The following is a 17586-nucleotide window of genomic DNA, read 5'->3' as shown; positions in this document are numbered from 1 at the left end:
GACATTTTAACGGACAAAACCCACGCCGGCGGCTCCAGCGCGCCGTCATGCGCCTGCCGTTCGCCAGGATGGCGCGTCGGCGCGGATGACCAGCGCCCGGCGATCCGCCGTCGCGGCGTCGGCAAGATCGTTTCCGCTGGCGGGCGCGACGCCACAACTCATGGGAATGCCCGGGAAAGTCGGGCGCGCCGCGACTGACGCCAATGCCCCGGCCAGGCGGCGCAACTGTTCCGCCTCGCCGCCAGTTCCGTCCCGTGTCCACCAGACAAACCTGTCGGCGCCAACCCGCCGGAGCGCCACAATCCCGGGACAGCAGGCGCCGATCGCCCGCGCCATGTCCTGGACATCCGCGTCACAAAATTCCCCCGTCGAGGCGCTTTCGAACAGCAGACGATCGATGCGGAGCGACCAGACGAAGGCGCGTTGATGCGGCGTCGGGCCTCCCTCCGCCAGAACCGACACATCGCGCGCCAGCGCCCGCGTGAAGGCGCCGAGCCTTCCCAGGCTTTCGGACAGCGCCAGGTTGACGTAGCCAATGGAAACGATGGACGCGGCCGACATGCTCAGGAAAATCACGTGCCAGGTCGTCGCCGCGTACCGGTCCCGGAGGCCGGGAACCATGTCGTCGGCATGGACGATGCGGATGAGCATGGCGGCGGCCACAAAGCACCAGAGCCCGAGCCGGATGCGCCGCCCCCAGAGCGCCAGCCCGCCGCATATGAGTTGCGCCCCCGCGACCCCGGCGAGGGTCGCCGACAGCAGGGAGTACAGGCGCACCGCCATGTGGGTGTCCGCCCGAAAACTCTCCGACATGCTGGCGATGGCCCAGATGGCGCCGGGCGCCACGAGCAACAGGGGAACCGGCTTCAGGCCATCGACCGCCCGGGTCCCCTGGATAAACAGGGACGTGCCTGTCAGCAGCAGGATATTCGCGGCCGTGTTCGTCAATACATATGGAAAGCCGAAATATCGCGCGCCCAGAAGGCCGGCCCCGACCCCAACGCTGATGAAGCCGGCGCCGAACCAGAAGAGCTCCCGACCATCGGGCAATCTGTTCCACCGGACAAGGAAAATGCCACCCTGCACAAGTGACCACAGGGCGATGGCGGCGACGAGCGTAGCAAGGTCCACGGTCATCTCCCGGGCAACCGGCTGGAAACCGCACACCTATAGATCACCGGCCCGGCTGACAGAACCAGCCACACGCGATTGTGGGGCCCCGCCCCCCTGGCTGGCCCAATGGCAGGCCGACGGGCCTGGCGTCAGGCCGCGACGGCCGCCGGCTGCGCTTGCGGAAATGGCCGGAACGTCATGAGGATCATCATGGCCGCGAGGCCCATGGCCCATGAACCGGCATACATGGGCGCATAGCTGCCGAAATGGTCGTAAATCAACCCACCCAGCAAGGGCCCTGTGGACATGCCGAGGCTGCCCGCCATGGCCGTGCCGCCAATGATCGCGCCCATCATCCGCAGCGGGAAGTTCTCGCGGATGATCACCGCATAAAGCGGCATTGTGCCAGCGTAGATGAAGCCCACCATCACCGCGACGGCGTAAAAAGCGCCCAGATGACTCACGAAGGCGTAAGCGAGGACGGCGAAGGCCTGGGCCAGCAGACCGAGAACGAGAATGCGCTGGGCGCCGAACCGGTCCCCGGCCAGACCAAAACCGATACGCCCGAACATGCCGGCCACGCCTTCAACGCTGTAGATCGACACCGCCGCGAGCATCGGCACGCCACAGGTCACCGCATAGCTGACCGTATGAAAAATCGGCCCCGAGTGGGTCGCGCAGCAAAAGAAATTCGCCAGCATCAATGTGATGAACTGCGGCGAGGCCATGGCCTGTCGCACCGTCATGCCGGATTGCGCGGCGTCGGCGCCTGCCCCGGTCTGGGTGCCTTCCAGCGCCGGCGGACGGCGAACCAGCAGCGCCGCCGGGATCATCAGGACTGCGGCGATGCCGGCGATGATCTGCATGGCGACACGCCAGTCGTAGGCGGTGACCAGCCACGCCGCCAGCGGCGACATGGTCATGGGCGCCATGCCCATGCCAGCGGAAACCAGCGACACGGCAAGCCCGCGCTGGGTGTCGAACCAGCCGGTGACGCAGGCCATCATCGGCGCGAACACCGCCGCGGTCGCGGCGCCCACCAGGACGCCGAACAGCAGCTGGAACGCGAAAAGCGACCCGGCCCGGCTGGCGAGAGCAAGACTGGCGGCAAGAACAATGGAGCCGGCAAGCACAACCGGGCGGGGCCCGAAGCGGTCCGACAGGCCGCCCCAGACCAGACTCGCCGCCGCCATGGCGAGGAAGCCGATGGTCATCGCCGTGGAAATGCCGGTGATCGACCATCCAGTGTCCTGCGCCATCGGTCGCAGGAAAACCGGCAACGAGAACATCGCGCCCACCGCGACGCAGCCCAACAGGCCGCCGGCCGCGACAATCACCCAGCGATAGGAATGCGTCATGGCGTCCTCCAGGCTCCCCGCGTCCCGCGCGACGTCTTCTGCGGGCCAACGTCGTCCTGCACCACGGGCAGGAGGCGCAGACCCGCGCCGTCGCTTCAGCCTTGCTGCGTTGGCGTCCAGCCAGCCGGCGGGATGGTGTTGATCATCCACGGAATGCCGAAACGGTCGACCAGCGAGCCAAAGCCTGGCGACCAGAAGGTTTCGCCGAACGGCATCATTTGCGCGCCGCCAGCGGACAGTTCATCGAACCAGCGCTTCCCTTCGGCCTTGTCCTGCGTATGCAGGGTGACGTCGAAGCCATTCTTGGGTTTGTCGATGTTTGACGCCCAGGCAACGTCCATGTCCGCGCCCATCAGCGCCTGATCGCCCACCTCCAGCCAGCAATGCATCAGCCATGATTTGTATTTGTCGTCGGTGATTGGCATGCCGGGCGGCCCGTCGCCGTAGGGGAAGGCGGCGGTGATCTTGCCGCCGAGCACTTTTGCGTAGAATTCAAACGCCTCGCGGCACTGGCCCTGGAAACTGAGGCTGGTGACAATCTTCATGGTTTCCTCCCGGTAGGGTCTTTCGCGATATATGTTGATATCAACCTGCTTGACCGGGCATGTCAACCGACGCCGCCACCAGGCCGGATGCAGCCCCAGACGAGGCAACGACACGCGAGCGCAAGCCATCGGCCGAACCGGTCCGAAATCAGCTGGAGCGCGAAAATGTCTCCACATGATTGTGATCAGCAATCCTCGCCAGGAAGCTCCCCCCGGAGCCGCCGCAACGGTTCATCTGGCGGGATGGCGTCAGTGGATCGCGGCGTACATGATTTTCTGCTCGTCAGCCTCCGCCGCGTCGATCTCGGCGGCGATGCGGCCCATGCGGGTCACCAGGATACGGTCCGACACAGAGAGGATTTCCGGCAGATAGGACGAGATCACCAGCACGGCCTTGCCCTCCTCCGCCTGTTTGCGAATGGCGGCGTGGATTTCAGGAATGGCGCCCACATCGACGCCGCGCGTCGGCTCGTCGAAAATCACCACCTGCGGCTCCTGGGCAAGCGCCTTGGCGACGACGACCTTCTGCTGGTTGCCGCCGGACAGTTCGATGATTTTGGCCCGGCTGTCGAGCGCCGCGATGCGAAGGCGCCGGATCAGTTCCGACGCGATGCGGTTGCGATCGCCGGCGTTGAGCGCGAAGGTCCAGCCCTGTTTCGTCGCCAGGCGGCCGATGTAGATGTTGTCGTCGATCGCCATGGTTTCGAAGAAGCCGTCAACCTTGCGGTCCTCGGTGATGTAGACAATCCCGTCGTTGATGGCCTGGCGGGGCGTGCGATAGCGGATCGGCTTGCCGCGCAGGTAAATCTTGCCGCCATTGATCAGGTTGCGCTTGAGCGCGCCGGCGACCACGCGGGCGATCTCGGTGCGGCCGGAGCCGATCAGCCCGGCCATGCCGACCACCTCGCCGGCATACAGCGTGAAGGACATGTTCTTCACCGCCGTGCCCATGGTGACATTCTCGACGGTCAACACTTTTTCACGCAACGCGCTGGCGGCGGGCAGGCGCTGCGGCCGCTCCTGGATGACTTCGCGGCCCACCATATGGCGCACGATGTCGGCCCGGGTCAGCTCCCGCGTCGGCGCGGTGATGACGTGGCGGCCATCACGCAGCACGGTGATGCGATCAGAGATCTTCAACGCCTCTTCCAGGGCGTGCGAAATGTAGATGATGGCCACGCCGCGGGCGCGCAGATCCTCCACCAGATGGAAGAAGTGCATGATCTCTTCCGGCGTCAGCGTCGCCGTCGGCTCGTCGAAGATGATGACCCGCGCCTGGTGCTTCACGGCGCGGGCGATTTCCACCATCTGCCGGCGGGCGGCGCCCAGGCTCGCCACATAGGCCGTGGGTTCGACATGGAAATTCAGCGATTGCAACAGCTGCTGCGCCTGGATGTTGAGCGAGCGGAAACGCGTCAGCAGCGGCTCGTTGCCCAGCTCCAGGTTCTGCGCCACCGTCATCGTCGGCACCAGTGAGGTTTCCTGGTAGACCATGGAGACGCCGGCGGCCAGGGCGTCGCCTGGCCGGGAAAACTTCACCGGCTTGCCGTCGATCAGGATGTCCCCGGCCGACAGCTGGATGGCGCCGGCGATGGCTTTGCACAGGGTGGATTTGCCGGCGCCGTTCTCCCCAACCAGCGCATGCACCTCGCCAGGATACAGGTCGAAACTCACGTTCTCGATGGCGTGCACGCCGCCATAGATCTTGGAGCCGTTGCGCACCTCAAGCACCGGCGTGTTCCCGCGCGGTTCCGTTGCGGTTTTCTGGTGATCGACGGGGCTGTTCATTGCCGGCTCTCCCCACCCTGACGTTGCCCGCCCAGAACCTGGCCGCGCGCCTTCGGGACAATCAGCAGGTCGCCATCGCTCTCCACCACGCTGACGACCCCATGGTTCTGACCGCCGACGCGGCTTTGCAGGCTTCGGTCAAACTCACCATGGCCGTCGATATGGCCGATGAAGCCGTAGGAACGCGGCGGCGCCCATGGCTTGAGAATGCCGAGCTTGCGCATGCCGCCGCCCTGCAGCGGCTCCAGATAACTGCGGCCGGACGCGTATTGCGGCGCGATCCATAGCTCCGGCGCGATCGTCGCCATCATCTCCTTGCGGAAGCCGTCCTCGGTGAGCACCAGTTCCACCAGATGGGTCCGCAGGGCGAACAGGGCGAGCCAGAAGCCGCCCTCCGCCGTCGCGGACAGCCGCGCCGGATAACCTGGAAGATTGCCAATGACGATCTCGCGCGCGCCAGGGCCGTCCGGCGACCAGGGGGCGCGGCTCACGCGATGGGCCCAGCTCTCGGTAAACCACAGACTGGCGCCGTCATGGGAGAATGCGACGCCATGCGGCCAGGCCAGCCGGTCAAAGACGATGCGGGCGTCACCGAGTCCGGGGTTACAGACAACGATCTGGCCGCTGGCGTTCTTCTCCATCAGATCCCACAGCCAGTCGGCGGCGGGATGACGGATGCTGCCATTGGCGACGACGATCGCGCCATCCGGGGCCACCGCGACCGCTGTCAGACAGGTCAGCGCCACGCCGCCCGCCCCGGTGAGCCAGATCACCTCACCGTCGGCGCGCACGGCGGCGAGCCCCCGGCCGGCGACGCAGGCGAGCACGCGATAGTCCGGATGCAGCGCCAGGGCGCCGCACGGCGCCTCGAAGCGGGCGATGGTCGCGCGCGATCCGTCCTTCCCCACCAGCACGACGTCATGACCACTGGCGACGTAGAGGCCGTCAGGGCCGGCGACGACATCGTCCACATCCGTCAGATCATCGAACACCGGCGTGAAGGCGTCGAGGTAATTGTTCGGGCTCAGCGGGCCGTCCATGGAGGGAATGGCGTGCTGGTCCTCGTCGCGGAACAGGATCTGGCGCATGTTGCGCAGCATGTGACTGTAGAAGGCCATGCTCAGTTCTCCCCCCGTCCGTTCTGGTCAGAGGGCTTGCCCCAGTAGGAATCCTGGCCGGTCCAGTCCGGGTCCGCGCCCTCGAGCCGCACGCGGCCAATGCGGTTGTTTTCGAGGCCGCCGATGTACAGCCAGCCGCGATGTTCGCGCATGGAGGTGACGGCGGGATGCAGGGCGCCGCTGGGGTCCCACAGGCTTTCAACCGGCTTGCCGTGGGCGTCGAGCTTGACGATGCAACCGTTGTTGAGCCCAGGGTACAGCCACTCGTCGCGTGGAATTTCCTTCACCATGCGCAGACGGAAGTCCGGGTTGCGCATGGCGAGGTCGTAGGCGGGGGAGCGGATGCCGGCCAGCGCCAGCCAGTAGCCGCCGTCCGAGGCGCGATTGATATTGTCGGCGTAGCCCGGAAGATTGTCGGTGAAAGTCTCGACCTGGCCCTTTCTGGGCCCGGCGATCCAGTAGCGGAACACCTTGCACAGCCAGGTGGAGCAATACAGCACCGACTGGCCGTCGTGGGTGACGCAAACGCCGTTGGGGAAGCGCTGGTTCTTGATGATGGTGCGGGTCTGGCCGGTGGCGGGGTCGAAGCAGATCATGCGGCCGTTGCCGCGCCCTTCGATGCCGTCCATGTCCCAGGAGTGCATCTCGTAGCGGATGGTGGCTTCGGAAAAGTAGATCTTGCCGTCCGGGGCGATGTCCAGATCATCGGCGAGACGCAGGCGCGAGTCGTCGTTGAGCTTCCCCCAGGTGCGGTTGGTCTCGTCGGTGACCTTGAAGACCTCGCCGTCCGGCCTGACGCCGTAAACGCCCATGCCGCCGGAGCAGACGATCAGGTTTTCCTCCCTGTCGAAGGCCATGCCCAGCGGTCGCCCGCCGATGCGCGCGAAGATTTCGCGATGCTCGAACTTCGGCCCGGAGAAACGCAGGATCCAGCCTTCTCGGGTGCCGGTGTAGAGCCGATCCTGCCGGTCGAGGATGACGTCTTCCGGCCCCTCCACCTGGCCAAGGCCAATCGGCTCGGCGTGGGACAGGCGATCATTTTCGGCGAAGGGCGAATCCGAGCCGCGTGCGATCGACGGCGTCGGCGGCAGTTTCAGCCAGGTGGGGTTGACGTAGATCTTCTGGATCGCCTTGCCGCGGTTCTTGGCCCATTTGACGTCGACGCCGACGGCGACCAGCAGCACCAGCCCCAGCGCCGACAGGGTCAGATAGCCCTCAAGGCCAAGGCGCACAAAGCCGTTGATCAGCAGAAAGACAATGATGGCGCCGAGGCAGGCGCGGAACACGGTGCCGCGCCCACCGGCGAGCGAGATGCCGCCGAGCACCACCGCCGTCAGCGCCTGCATTTCCCAGCCCTGGCCGGTGTCGGAGCCAGCGCTGTTCTGGCGCGCGGCGTAGAACAGGCCGGCCAGCGCGCACAGCACGCCGGAGAGCACATAGGCGCCGAACAGCACCCGCTCGACCCGGATGCCGGCGTGGCGCGCCGCCTTGCGGCTGGAGCCGACGGCGGTGATGTGCCAGCCCCAGCGCGAGCGGCTGAGATAGATGTGGCCGATGACGATAACCAGCAACAGCGCGACAGCGTTGGTGGGCACGCCCAGGATCCGGCCGGCGCCAAGGAAATCCCACACCGGGCTTTCCACGTCGGAGGTGGCGAAATCGGTGGCGTAGCGGCCGCTGACCATATCGAAGACAGCGCGCAGGATGATCAGGGTGACCAGGGTGGTCAGGAACGGCCGCGCCTTCAGATAGCCGACCAGCCAGCCGTTGACGGCGCCCAGCCCGGCGCCGAGCAGCAGCGTGCAGACGGCGGCGACGGGAACCGGCCAGCCGAAGATCTTGAACATGATCAGGGCGGCGAGATTGGTTACGGCGAAGATGGCGCCGACGCTGAGGTCGATGCCCCCCGAAATCATCACGAAACCCATGGCGATCGACACCAGGCCGATCTCCGCGAACAGGTTCAGCATCTGCTGGAGATTGTCGACGGAGAGGTATCCCGGCACCGTAGCGGCGAAATAGCCCAGCAGCGCCAGCATCAGCGTGAACGGGACAATCGGCTCCATCCAGTTCTTCGCCAGCAGCTCCGACAGGAACAGCTTGGCGGAGAACCGGTAGCGCAGCGCCTTCAGCGTATCGCTGGATGATGAACGGGGCGGAGTTGGCGACGTCACGACCGACATGAAGATTTTCCTGCGGAGGCCGGATCAGGTTCCGTCAGCGGAACCGGATCGCGCGGCTTCTTTCTGCTTCGGCGCATGGCTGCGCGGCGGCGGCTTCGCGGCAAGACGCGGATCAGCGGGACACGGCGCCGCCGGCCTGAATGGCCGATGCAAACGCCCGGAACGACCGCGCCGGCGTCACGCGCCGGCCCGGAAAACGGGACGCGCCTATTTGCGCGCGCTGTAGCAGGCGTCGCCCTTGCCGGTCTCCTTGTCGAGCATCACCAGCTGGCTGAAATTGGCGATGTGCTTCGTCCCCGGCTTGTCGCCATTCTGCAGCAGGAAACTGATGGTCTGGATGATGTCGTGCCCCTGCAGGCGGGCGTTGTAGTTCAGATATTTGTACAGCAGACCCTGCTGGAGCATGTCGCAATCCGCCGGTCCGCCCTCGCCGGAGGCGTAGCTCTTGACCTGATCGAGCTTGCCGGCGGTCTTCAGCGCCTGAGAAGCGCCGCGCTGCATGACGCCCCAGAAGCCGACGCTCGCGCACAGGTCCGGGTGCTGCTGGATGACTGATGACGTGATGTCGAGCGCCTTGGTGGCGTCCCAGTTGGCGGCCTGGTTGGAAACGACCTTGATCGTGTCGTCCTTGTTCAGCGCCTCCATCAGGCCGGCGAGCTGGTCGAGGCTGGCGGTGGCGGTGAGTTCGCCCTGGATGATCTGCACCTTGCCTGATGTGCCTGAGCCCTTGCCGCAGGCCTTCACCACGTCCTCGCCCAGCAACTGGCCGATGCGGATGAAGTCGCCGCCCACATAGGCGTCGCCGTCATAGTTGGAGGCCATGTTGACCTGCACCACGTAGATGCCGGCCTCATTGGCGCGTTTCAGTTCACGGGCAAGCAGCTGGACATTGGGGTTCTGCACCACCAGCACGTCGACTTTCTCGCCGATCAGGGCGGAAACCGCCTGCAACTGGGCGGTGGCGTTCCAGCCGGGATCGCGCACCACCAGTTTCATGCCAAGCTTCTCCGCCTCCTGCTTCATGGTGGCGGTCCACTCGTCCGAAAGCGGAATGCCGAGGGTCACCGGCACCCAGCCGATGGTTTTTCCCTTGAGGGCCTTTTCGGCCCGGGCTTGCAATTCCAGCGCGTTCTTCGACGGTTTCGGCGCATCGGCGGCCGTCGCCGGGTCTGACAACGCCGCGAGGGCGAAACAACCGCCCAGGACAGAGCCGGCGACAGCGCGCCGGAAGGCGCCGGACGCATGGGCGACGCCGCTGGAAAATGCTCTGGATACGCGCATGGAAGTCTCCCCCGATTTTGTTGTTTCTGACGGTTTCAGTCGCCCTGACGGGCCGTTTCCTCGTCGCGCGGGTGCAGGCGGTTATCGAGAATGATGGCGCCCAGCAGCACCAGGCCGCGCACGATGTCCTGCATCTGGTTGTTGACGTTCATGATGGTGAGGCCGTTGAGCAGCACGCCGATCAGCAACGCCCCGGCCAGGACGCTAAGCACGCTGCCGCGCCCGCCCACAAGGCTGACGCCGCCCAGCACCACCACCAGCACCACGTCGAAGATCATGGTGCCGGTGATGATCTGCAGGTTCATGCTGGCGGTGGCTGAAGCCGAAACCAGGCCGGCCAGCAGGCTCAGGCCGGCGGCGAGCATGTAGGAGATGATGATGTCGCGACGCACGTCCACGCCAGTCAGCCGGGCGGCCTCGGGATTGTCGCCGCGCGCATAGGTGAAACGACCAGGCGTGGTGCGGGACAGGAACAGGTGCATCGCCACCGCCAGCACCGCGAAAACGATGATCGGCATGGGCACGCCGAACAGCTTGCCCTGACCCAGGAACAGGAAAGCGTGCGCGTCGGCCGGCGGATACACCAGCACGCTTTTGAAAGCGAAGCGGGCGACGCCAAACACCAGCAGCGACATGGCCAGCGTGGTGAACAGGGCCGGCACCTCAATGAAGGCGATAATCCAGCCATTGACGAGGCCGATCGCCATCGCCACCGCCAACCCGGCCAGGATGGCCAGCGGGAAGGCGTAGCCAGCGCCCTGCAAGGCCATTACCGTCGCCGCGCCGGCCGCCATGCTGGCGATCAGCGACAGGTCGAGCCCCCGGCCAATCACCACAAGGGCCATGGCGAGACTTAGAACGCCAAGCACGGAGACGCTGCGCGCCAGGGTGAGCATGTTGTTGATGGTGGCGAAGCCTGGCAGCATGAACGCGAACAGCACCGCCAGCGCCGCGGCGATGGCGAAAATCGCCATCTCCTGAGACTGAAACTTCCTGCGGCCCGCCGCCGCCGACTGGCGACGGCCGACGGTGATGTCTGCCTGGGTCATGCCCGCCCCGTTGTCTGTTTCCACCCGCGCCGGGCTGTTTGACCGCCCTGGCGAACCAGCGATGTGAACCCATCGCCAGGACGGGCCGACCCTTTGGGCCGCCTTGACGCCGCCCTTGACGCCGCCCTTGACGCCGCCCCTGGCCGGCCGGATCACCGAAGCATCCAGCCGTCACCCAACCTCCATCAGATTACGTCATGAGGTCGCCGTAAAGAAAAATCACAAATCTCGTATACGTTCACGCCGGTTTTTTTTGAACGATAACGGGACGCGCCATCAATTCCGTCCTGAACTCAAATGGTTGGCAAGCGCCTGCATCAGAGCCCGTTGCTCCATGGCGCGCCGTGTCCGCGAGCTCACCGACGCATCCCGCCAGAGATCCGGGCCAGATCGCCAGGAGGCGTCGATGCGCACCCATGCAGCACCGACATGCCAGCGCGCGCATTGATCTGCGCATCCACTGCTTCTAGCCTGCGGAAAACACGTTGGCCTGTTGTTCAAACGCAGACGTCGCCGACAAGATTACGGGAGGAAGAGATGCGCGCACTTGTTACCGGCCTGATCGCCGCCGTCATGACCCTGTCGGCGCCTGCCTGGGCCCAAAGCAAGTCGCCAGGCAAGGCGTATGACGTCGGCGCCAGCGATACTGAAATCAGGATTGGCCAAACCATCCCCCACAGCGGTCCCGGCGCGCCCTATGGCGTCATCGGCCGGTCGATGAAGGCCTATTTCGACATGCTCAATGAAACGAAGGGCGGGATCAACGGCCGCAAGGTCGTGTTCCTGAGCATGGACGACGCCTACAGCACGCCCAAAACCGTGGAGCAGACCCGCAAGCTGGTGGAGCAGGACGGCGTGCTGGCGCTGTTCGGCAGCACCAGCTCCGCCGGGCAGCTGGCGGTGCAAAAATATCTGAACAGCAAGGGCGTGCCGCAGCTGTACCTGTTCACCGGCGCCTCGCGCTGGAATAATCCGAAGGAATTCCCGTGGACCGTGCCAGGTCAGGCGCTCTACCCGACCGAAGGCCACATCCTGGCGAAGTACGCCCTGAAGAAAGTCCCTGAACCCAGGGTGGCGCTGCTTTACCAGAACGACGAATTCGGCCGCGATTACGTCAAGGGGTTTCGCGAGGCGCTGGGGGACCGGGCTGACAGCCTGATCATTTCCGAAGCCTCCTACGACCTGACCGACCCCACGATCGACAGCCAGGTGCTGAAACTCTACCAGTCGGGCGCCAACGTCGTTCTCGACGCCTCGACCGGCAAGGCGTCCTCCCAGGCCATCCGCAAGATGGCGGAGCTGGGCTGGAAGCCGCTCCACCTCATTTCGTCCACCGCCGTGGGCGCGCCGATGATCAACGCCGCCGGCAAGGAGAACGCCGCCGGCCTGACGACCGCCCGCACCTTCCGCAGTCTCGGCAGCCCGGAATGGGCCAATGATCCCGAGATTTTGCAGTTCCACGCCTTCCGCAAGAAGTATCTGCCCAACGTCGACCCTGACAACGACCTCGCCTTCATCGCCTATTCCGCCGCCACGGTGCTGGCGCTCGGGCTGGAGCGGTGTGGCGACGAACTGACCCGCAAGAACCTGCTGAAGCAGATGACCAGCATGAACGGCGTCAAGGCCCCGGCCCTGTTGCCCGGCGTGGCCTACGCCATCACGCCGAACGATTACACGCCGTTCAGGAAACTCTACATTTCAGTGTTCGACGGCCAGAAATGGAACCAGGAAGACATCGATTGATCTTGCGTGTCCCCGGCGAAATGCTCCCAGGCGCTCCATGACTTCGGAAACTGATGCAACCGACATGGACGCGGCGCGCGCGCGGCTCACGGGCCTCACCTGTCTCGGCATTACCGCGGTTGGTTGGGGGCTGAACTGGCCGCTGATGAAAATTCTGCTGCGCGACTGGCCGCCCCTGTTCTCCCGGGGCCTGGCCGGCGTGGCGGCCGCGTGCATTCTCGCCGCCATCGCCGCGAGCCGGGGGCAGTCGCTCGCCGCGCCGCGCGCCATCATCCCGCAACTGCTGTTCGCCTCCTTCACCAACGTGTTCGCCTGGATGGGGCTGACCACGGTGGCGATGAAATTCATCCCGGTGAGCGAAGGGGCGCTCATTGTCTACACCATGCCCATCTGGACGTTGCTGCTGGCCTGGCCGCTGCGCAACATGCGCCCGGCGCTGCGCGACGTCGCCGCGGTTGTCCTTGGACTGGCCGGGGTCGCCCTGCTGCTGGGCGGCGGCGGCGGCGCGCCGTTCAGCGGCGACCGGCTTCTGGGGATCGGGCTGTCACTGGCCGCCGCCATTCTGTTCGCGCTGGGCAATATCCTGAACAGAAAACCGCTGCCGCTGCCGCCGCTCGCGGCGGTCGCCTGGCAGGTTGGCCTCGGTTGCCTCGTCATGCTGGTTCTTGGCATGGTGTTCGAGGGGCCGCGTTATCTGGAGCTTTCGGCGGCGGGGCTCGCCTGCCTCGTCTACATGATGCTGATCCCCATGGCGGTCTGTTACCTGAGCTGGTTCGAGACCCTGCGCCGCCTGCCGCCGGCCGGCGCCTCGGCCGGCATGTTGCTTGTGCCGGTCATCGCCACTGTCGCCGCCGCCGTTGCCCTGGGCGAGCCGCTTGGCGTGCGCGAGATGGCGGCCATCGGCCTGACGCTCGGCGGCGTCGCCCTGGCCCTCGGGCGGGTTTGAGGCATGGTCCGGCGGCGGCTGTCCGGCGGGACATTGCGGAGCCTTTGATCACGCAATTCCCAGCTGGAGACAGCGCGCCCAGGGGCGATGTGATCTGATCCCCGTCCAGCGGCTGGAGGGCAGGTCGGCAGATCAATTCGCACGTCTGGCCTGCGTCCACGCACGCCCTGCGCGAAGCGCCGCCGATAACAGAACGTGGACAGGGGAGAGACATGACAGCGGATATCGTGGAAACCGACATTCCCGCCCGGCTCGACCGTTTGCCATGGGGGCGGTTCCACACGCTGGCGGTGGCGGCCCTCGGCGTCACCTGGATCCTGGATGGCCTCGAAGTCACCCTGGCCGGGTCGGTGGCGGGGGCGCTGCGCCAGAGCGCCATCATGCAGTTCTCTGGCCTGGACGTCGCCATGGCCGGCAGCGTCTACATCACTGGCGCCGTGCTCGGCGCGCTGTTTTTCGGCTGGCTGACCGACCGGCTCGGCCGCTAGAAGCTGTTTTTCATCACCCTCGCCGTCTACCTGTTCGCCACCGCCGCGACCGCGTTCTCCTGGAACCTGTGGAGCTTTTGCCTGTTCCGCTTCCTCACCGGCGCTGGCATCGGCGGCGAATACACCGCCATCAACTCCACCATCCAGGAGCTGACGCCGGCGCGCGTGCGCGGCTGGACCGATCTGGTCATCAATGGCTCGTTCTGGATCGGCGCGGCGCTGGGGGCGGTGGGCTCGGTGGTGCTGCTGAGCCCGCATATCCTCGGCGTCGAACTGGGCTGGCGCGCCTGTTTCGGTCTCGGCGCCGTCCTGGGAACCATTGTGCTGTTCATGCGCATGTGGCTGCCGGAAAGTCCGCGCTGGCTGATGACCCATGGCCGCGTCGCGGAAGCGGAGGCGATCGTCGCCGACATCGAACAGCGCTTCATCGCCAGCGGCCACACGCTCGCCCCGGTCACGGAGAAGGTCCGGCTGCGCTCCCGCACCCACACGCCGATCCGGGAAGTGTTCGACGTGCTGTTCCGGCGCCACCGCGACCGGGCCCTCGTGGGGCTGGCGCTGATGGCGGCCCAGGCGTTTTTCTACAACGCGATCTTTTTCACCTATGCGCTGGTGCTGGCGGATTTCTTCGGCGTTCCCGCCGCATCCATTGGCTGGTACATCCTGCCCTTCGCCGCCGGAAATTTTCTGGGACCGCTGCTGCTCGGCCGGCTGTTCGACACCATTGGCCGCCGGCAGATGATCGCCTTCACCTACATCACCTCGGCGGTGCTGCTGGCCATCACCGGGCTGCTGTTCCAGCGTAACCTGCTGACGGCCCAGACCCAGACCCTGGCCTGGGTCATCGTGTTCTTTTTCGCCTCCGCCGCCGCGAGCTCCGCCTATCTCACCGTCAGCGAGACCTTTCCGCTGGAGATTCGCGCCCTGGCCATCGCCACGTTCTACGCCATCGGCACCGGCCTTGGCGGCGTGGCCGGGCCGGCGCTGTTTGGCGTGCTGATCGCAAGCGGCTCGCGCAACAGCGTGTTCGGCGGCTACCTGCTGGGCGCGGCGCTGATGATCGCGGCCGGCGTCATCGCATGGCGCTGGGGCGTGGCGGCGGAGCGGCGGCCGCTCGAGCACGTCGCCCGCCCGCTGGCGCTGCACGAATGAGGCGCCGGAAACCCGCCGCGCGCGACCCCCATGGGCAGGCGCGCGGCCAGGCCTCAGGGCGTGGGCGCCGTCGCGCCTTCGCGCTCTTACGCCGGCAGCCCCTTCAGCCAGCCGACCAGCGCCGCCGTCACCTCCTGCGGGCGCTCCTGCTGGGTCCAGTGACCGCAGCCCTCCAGCATCACGGCGCCGGTAAGGTTCGGCACATTCCGGCGCATGGCGGCGATCATGTCGAGGCCCGGAACCATCGACAGCACCAGGTCCCGCTCACCGCCGATGAAGAACGCAGGCTGCTGGATCTTCTGACCGCGCCAGGGGGTCAGGAACGCAACGTCGCGATGCTGGTTGCGATAGCGGTTCAAGGGTCCGCGCAGGCCGCTCTGGCGAAATTCGCTGACCAGATAGGCGATGTCTTCCTCCGTCATCCAGCCAGGGAATGGATCGGGATCAGGAAGACCGTCGAGCACGCCGCCGCTGGCGGGGCGACCGTTGCCGAGGCCATCCGGGGCCTCGCCGGACAACCAGAAATAGAACCGGCGCACAAAGGCGTTCAGATCGCGTTCGGCCTCCGCTTCCGCGACGCCCTCTTTCTGGAAATATTCCTGGTAGAAGAATTTGCCGCGATCTCCGTAGGCTGGCCGCACCGCATCGATCAGCGCCCGCTCGGCCACGCCCAGGAACGGCACGGACAGGGCCGCCACCGCCCTGATCCTGTCCGGGTGCAGCAGGGCCGTATGCCACACCAGATGGGCGCCCCAGTCGTGACCGATCAGCACGCCAGGCGCGCCGCCGCCTTCAGCGGCGACGACGCCAGCGATATCTGCGGTCATCGTTTCCAGATCATAGGCCTCCACCGGGTGCGGCCTGTCGCTGCCGCCATAGCCCCGGCAATCGATGGCGCAAACCTTGAAACCGGCTTCTGCGATAGGGCCGATCTGATGCCGCCATGCCGCCCAGCTTTCCGGAAAGCCGTGCACAAGCACCACCAGCGGCCCCTCGCCGGCGACGGCGGCGCGCAACCGGACGCCATTGGCGTCGATCATCCGGAATTCCGGATTGCCAGAACTGCTGACCATTGTTCCTCCCCGCCGGCGCGACTGGAGCGCGCCTTTGCGACACCGTACATGAAAATCGCGCTGGCGATACATGATCGCCTGGGCGGACGCCTGACCGCGCCCGTCCACGCCTTGCCGCACAATCGCTCCCCACGTGGGGAGAAAACAGGGAGGCGACGGGAGGCCGCCAGGAGCAGCGCCAGCTTCGCGCCCATGCAACCGATGCCCAGCGACGGGGGCGTCCCGGAGAGGCGCAAGCCCGCGGGCGCAAGGATAACGCGCGAAAAAGTAACACGCCCGCGCTCAGCCTTTGCCCCGCTCCCGCCTGCGCGCGCGCCTGTCCCGCGTCCAGGACGCGAGTCCCACGGCCGCGCGCCTGGGCGAAGGGGCCTTGCCTTCGAGACGCAATGTCCGTTCCAGCAGCTGCTCATACAGGGGACGACCGCCGAGCCACTGCGCCGTCAGGTTGGCGGTCAGGCTGGCGCACAGCATGGCCAGCGTCAGACCATAGGAGCCGGTCAGTTCCAGCGCCAGCACCACGCCAACAAGCGGCGAGCGGATCGAGCCGGTGAACAGCGCGGCCATCGCCGCCATGCCGAAAGCCAACGGCGAGGCGCTGTCCCCCAGGGCGCCGCCCAGCCCCAGCTGGGAAACGGTGAGCTCGACAATGGCGCCGAACGCCATGCCGGAGCAAACCGCCAGGGCCAGGATCGGCGCGAAAACCCCGCCTGGCGCCCCAGCCGAATAGCTGCCGACCATGGTGACAAAGCGCATGACGACGAACACCAGCAGCATCGGCAGCGCCGGCGTCTGGGCAGCCCATTGCATGATCACGGTTTCGCCGCCGGTGACCGTTTGCGGCGCCGCGGTCAGCAGGGCGCCGACGCCAAGTCCAACCAGCGCCGGCCACAGATAAGGAACGCGCCTGTTGCAGGCGGCGGCCATGTCCAGCGTCGCGAGCACGACCGCGTTCAGCGCCACGCCCATGGCGCCGAGCGCGACGCCAAGCAGGGCGAAGGCAGGCAGGCTGGCCAGCGGCGCCTGCTGGCCGATCACCGGCAGATCAATGCGGCTCCCGGCGATCGCCTGGGTCACGATCGTCGACGTGATCGCCGCGGCGATCACGCCCATATATGTGCGGAATGTATAGGGAAACTGCTTGCGGGTTTCCTCAACGACGAACAGCGCCCCCGCCAGCGGCGCATTGAAGGCGCAGGCAAGGCCCGCCCCGGCGCCGGCGGCCAGCAGGCCGCGCCGCTCCACCTCGGTGCACCGGGTCGCCCCGGCCGCCGCGGCCGAAACGGCGGCGCCGATGTGAATGGTGGGACCTTCGCGCCCCAACACGAGGCCAGAAGAAATCGACGCAATGCCGGCGACGAATTTCACCGGCAGCACCCGGCGCCAGCGCACCTGGCGAATGCCCTGAACCGCGCCTTCCAGCTCCTGAACGCCGCTGCCGCCCGCCTCCGGCGCGAAGCGCCGCACCAGCATCACGCTGATCACCGTCGCCAGCATGGTCACGCCCATGGTGCACCAGATGCGCTGGTCAGGCTCCACCCGGGTCGCCAGCCATTGCGGCCAGGCGGACAAATGATCAATGGCAAGGTGGAAAGCGGAGCCGATCAGCCCGATGACAGCGCCAACCAGCGCCGCCAGCGCCACGAAAAGAAACTGGTAGACGCCCGCGCCCCGCACCGAAGCCGCATCATTCAGCGAAGGAGCGTCCGCCTGTTGCGATGTCTGTGACCCCACCATAAAGCCCGGCGCCCT

The 17586-nt window shown here is 66.3% G+C and carries 12 protein-coding genes and 1 pseudogene; 3 read left to right on the top strand and 10 right to left on the bottom strand.

From position 1 onward, the window contains the following. Positions 1-45 precede the first annotated feature (45 nt). From EV666_RS10330 to EV666_RS10295, 8 genes are all read right to left on the bottom strand, one after another. Positions 46-1131 (bottom strand): hypothetical protein, encoded by a 1086-nt coding sequence (locus EV666_RS10330; protein WP_132007120.1) that lies wholly within the window; start codon positions 1129-1131, stop codon positions 46-48. Positions 1132-1262: 131 nt separating this feature from the next. Then, positions 1263-2471 carry an MFS transporter gene (locus EV666_RS10325; protein WP_132007117.1) on the bottom strand — a complete coding sequence of 403 codons (1209 nt, stop codon included), beginning with the start codon at positions 2469-2471 and terminating at the stop codon, positions 1263-1265. 95 nt (positions 2472-2566) lie between these two features. Continuing rightward, positions 2567-3016: a VOC family protein gene (locus EV666_RS10320; protein ID WP_132007114.1), complete on the bottom strand. Its 450-nt coding sequence runs from the start codon at positions 3014-3016 to the stop codon at positions 2567-2569. Between the two features lie 249 nt (positions 3017-3265). Next, a complete protein-coding gene (locus EV666_RS10315; protein ID WP_132007111.1) occupies positions 3266-4804 on the bottom strand; it encodes a sugar ABC transporter ATP-binding protein in 1539 nt (512 codons plus the stop codon). Next, entirely contained in the window at positions 4801-5922 is a 1122-nt protein-coding gene (locus EV666_RS10310; RefSeq protein WP_132007108.1) for an SMP-30/gluconolactonase/LRE family protein, read from the bottom strand. Before EV666_RS10310 ends, EV666_RS10315 begins: the two co-directional genes overlap by 4 nt. Positions 5923-5924: 2 nt before the next feature. After that, positions 5925-8105, bottom strand: a complete 2181-nt coding sequence (locus tag EV666_RS10305) for an ABC transporter permease (protein WP_132007105.1) — start codon at positions 8103-8105, stop codon at positions 5925-5927. 207 nt (positions 8106-8312) lie between these two features. Beyond that, positions 8313-9386, bottom strand: coding sequence for a sugar ABC transporter substrate-binding protein (locus tag EV666_RS10300; protein WP_132007102.1), 1074 nt, complete (start codon positions 9384-9386; stop codon positions 8313-8315). Positions 9387-9421: 35 nt separating this feature from the next. Beyond that, positions 9422-10435 carry an ABC transporter permease gene (locus EV666_RS10295; RefSeq protein WP_207906392.1) on the bottom strand — a complete coding sequence of 338 codons (1014 nt, stop codon included), beginning with the start codon at positions 10433-10435 and terminating at the stop codon, positions 9422-9424. Positions 10436-10972: 537 nt separating this feature from the next. Here EV666_RS10295 and EV666_RS10290 point away from each other — a divergent pair. The 3 genes and pseudogenes from EV666_RS10290 to EV666_RS10280 all read left to right on the top strand — a co-directional run bounded on the left by EV666_RS10290 (position 10973) and on the right by EV666_RS10280 (position 14764). Next, positions 10973-12178: an ABC transporter substrate-binding protein gene (locus EV666_RS10290; protein WP_132007099.1), complete on the top strand. Its 1206-nt coding sequence runs from the start codon at positions 10973-10975 to the stop codon at positions 12176-12178. Between the two features lie 37 nt (positions 12179-12215). Then, positions 12216-13124 carry a DMT family transporter gene (locus tag EV666_RS10285; protein WP_245514348.1) on the top strand — a complete coding sequence of 303 codons (909 nt, stop codon included), beginning with the start codon at positions 12216-12218 and terminating at the stop codon, positions 13122-13124. A gap of 212 nt (positions 13125-13336) precedes the next feature. Further along, positions 13337-14764, top strand: a pseudogene (locus EV666_RS10280) (MFS transporter). A gap of 86 nt (positions 14765-14850) precedes the next feature. On the opposite strand, the gene EV666_RS10275 reads toward EV666_RS10280, so the two are convergent. Together EV666_RS10275 and clcA are read right to left on the bottom strand one after the other, a co-directional pair. After that, positions 14851-15837 (bottom strand): alpha/beta fold hydrolase, encoded by a 987-nt coding sequence (locus tag EV666_RS10275; RefSeq protein ID WP_132007096.1) that lies wholly within the window; start codon positions 15835-15837, stop codon positions 14851-14853. A 282-nt stretch (positions 15838-16119) separates the two neighbouring features. Then, complete coding sequence (gene clcA / locus EV666_RS10270) at positions 16120-17571, bottom strand: H(+)/Cl(-) exchange transporter ClcA (RefSeq protein ID WP_132007093.1); 1452 nt, start codon at positions 17569-17571, stop codon at positions 16120-16122. Positions 17572-17586 lie beyond the last annotated feature (15 nt).

This window comes from Camelimonas lactis (genome assembly GCF_004342915.1).
Classification (GTDB): domain Bacteria; phylum Pseudomonadota; class Alphaproteobacteria; order Rhizobiales; family Beijerinckiaceae; genus Camelimonas; species Camelimonas lactis.
Note: the sequence above shows the minus strand (reverse complement) of the source record. Positions and strands in the feature narration are given on the sequence as shown.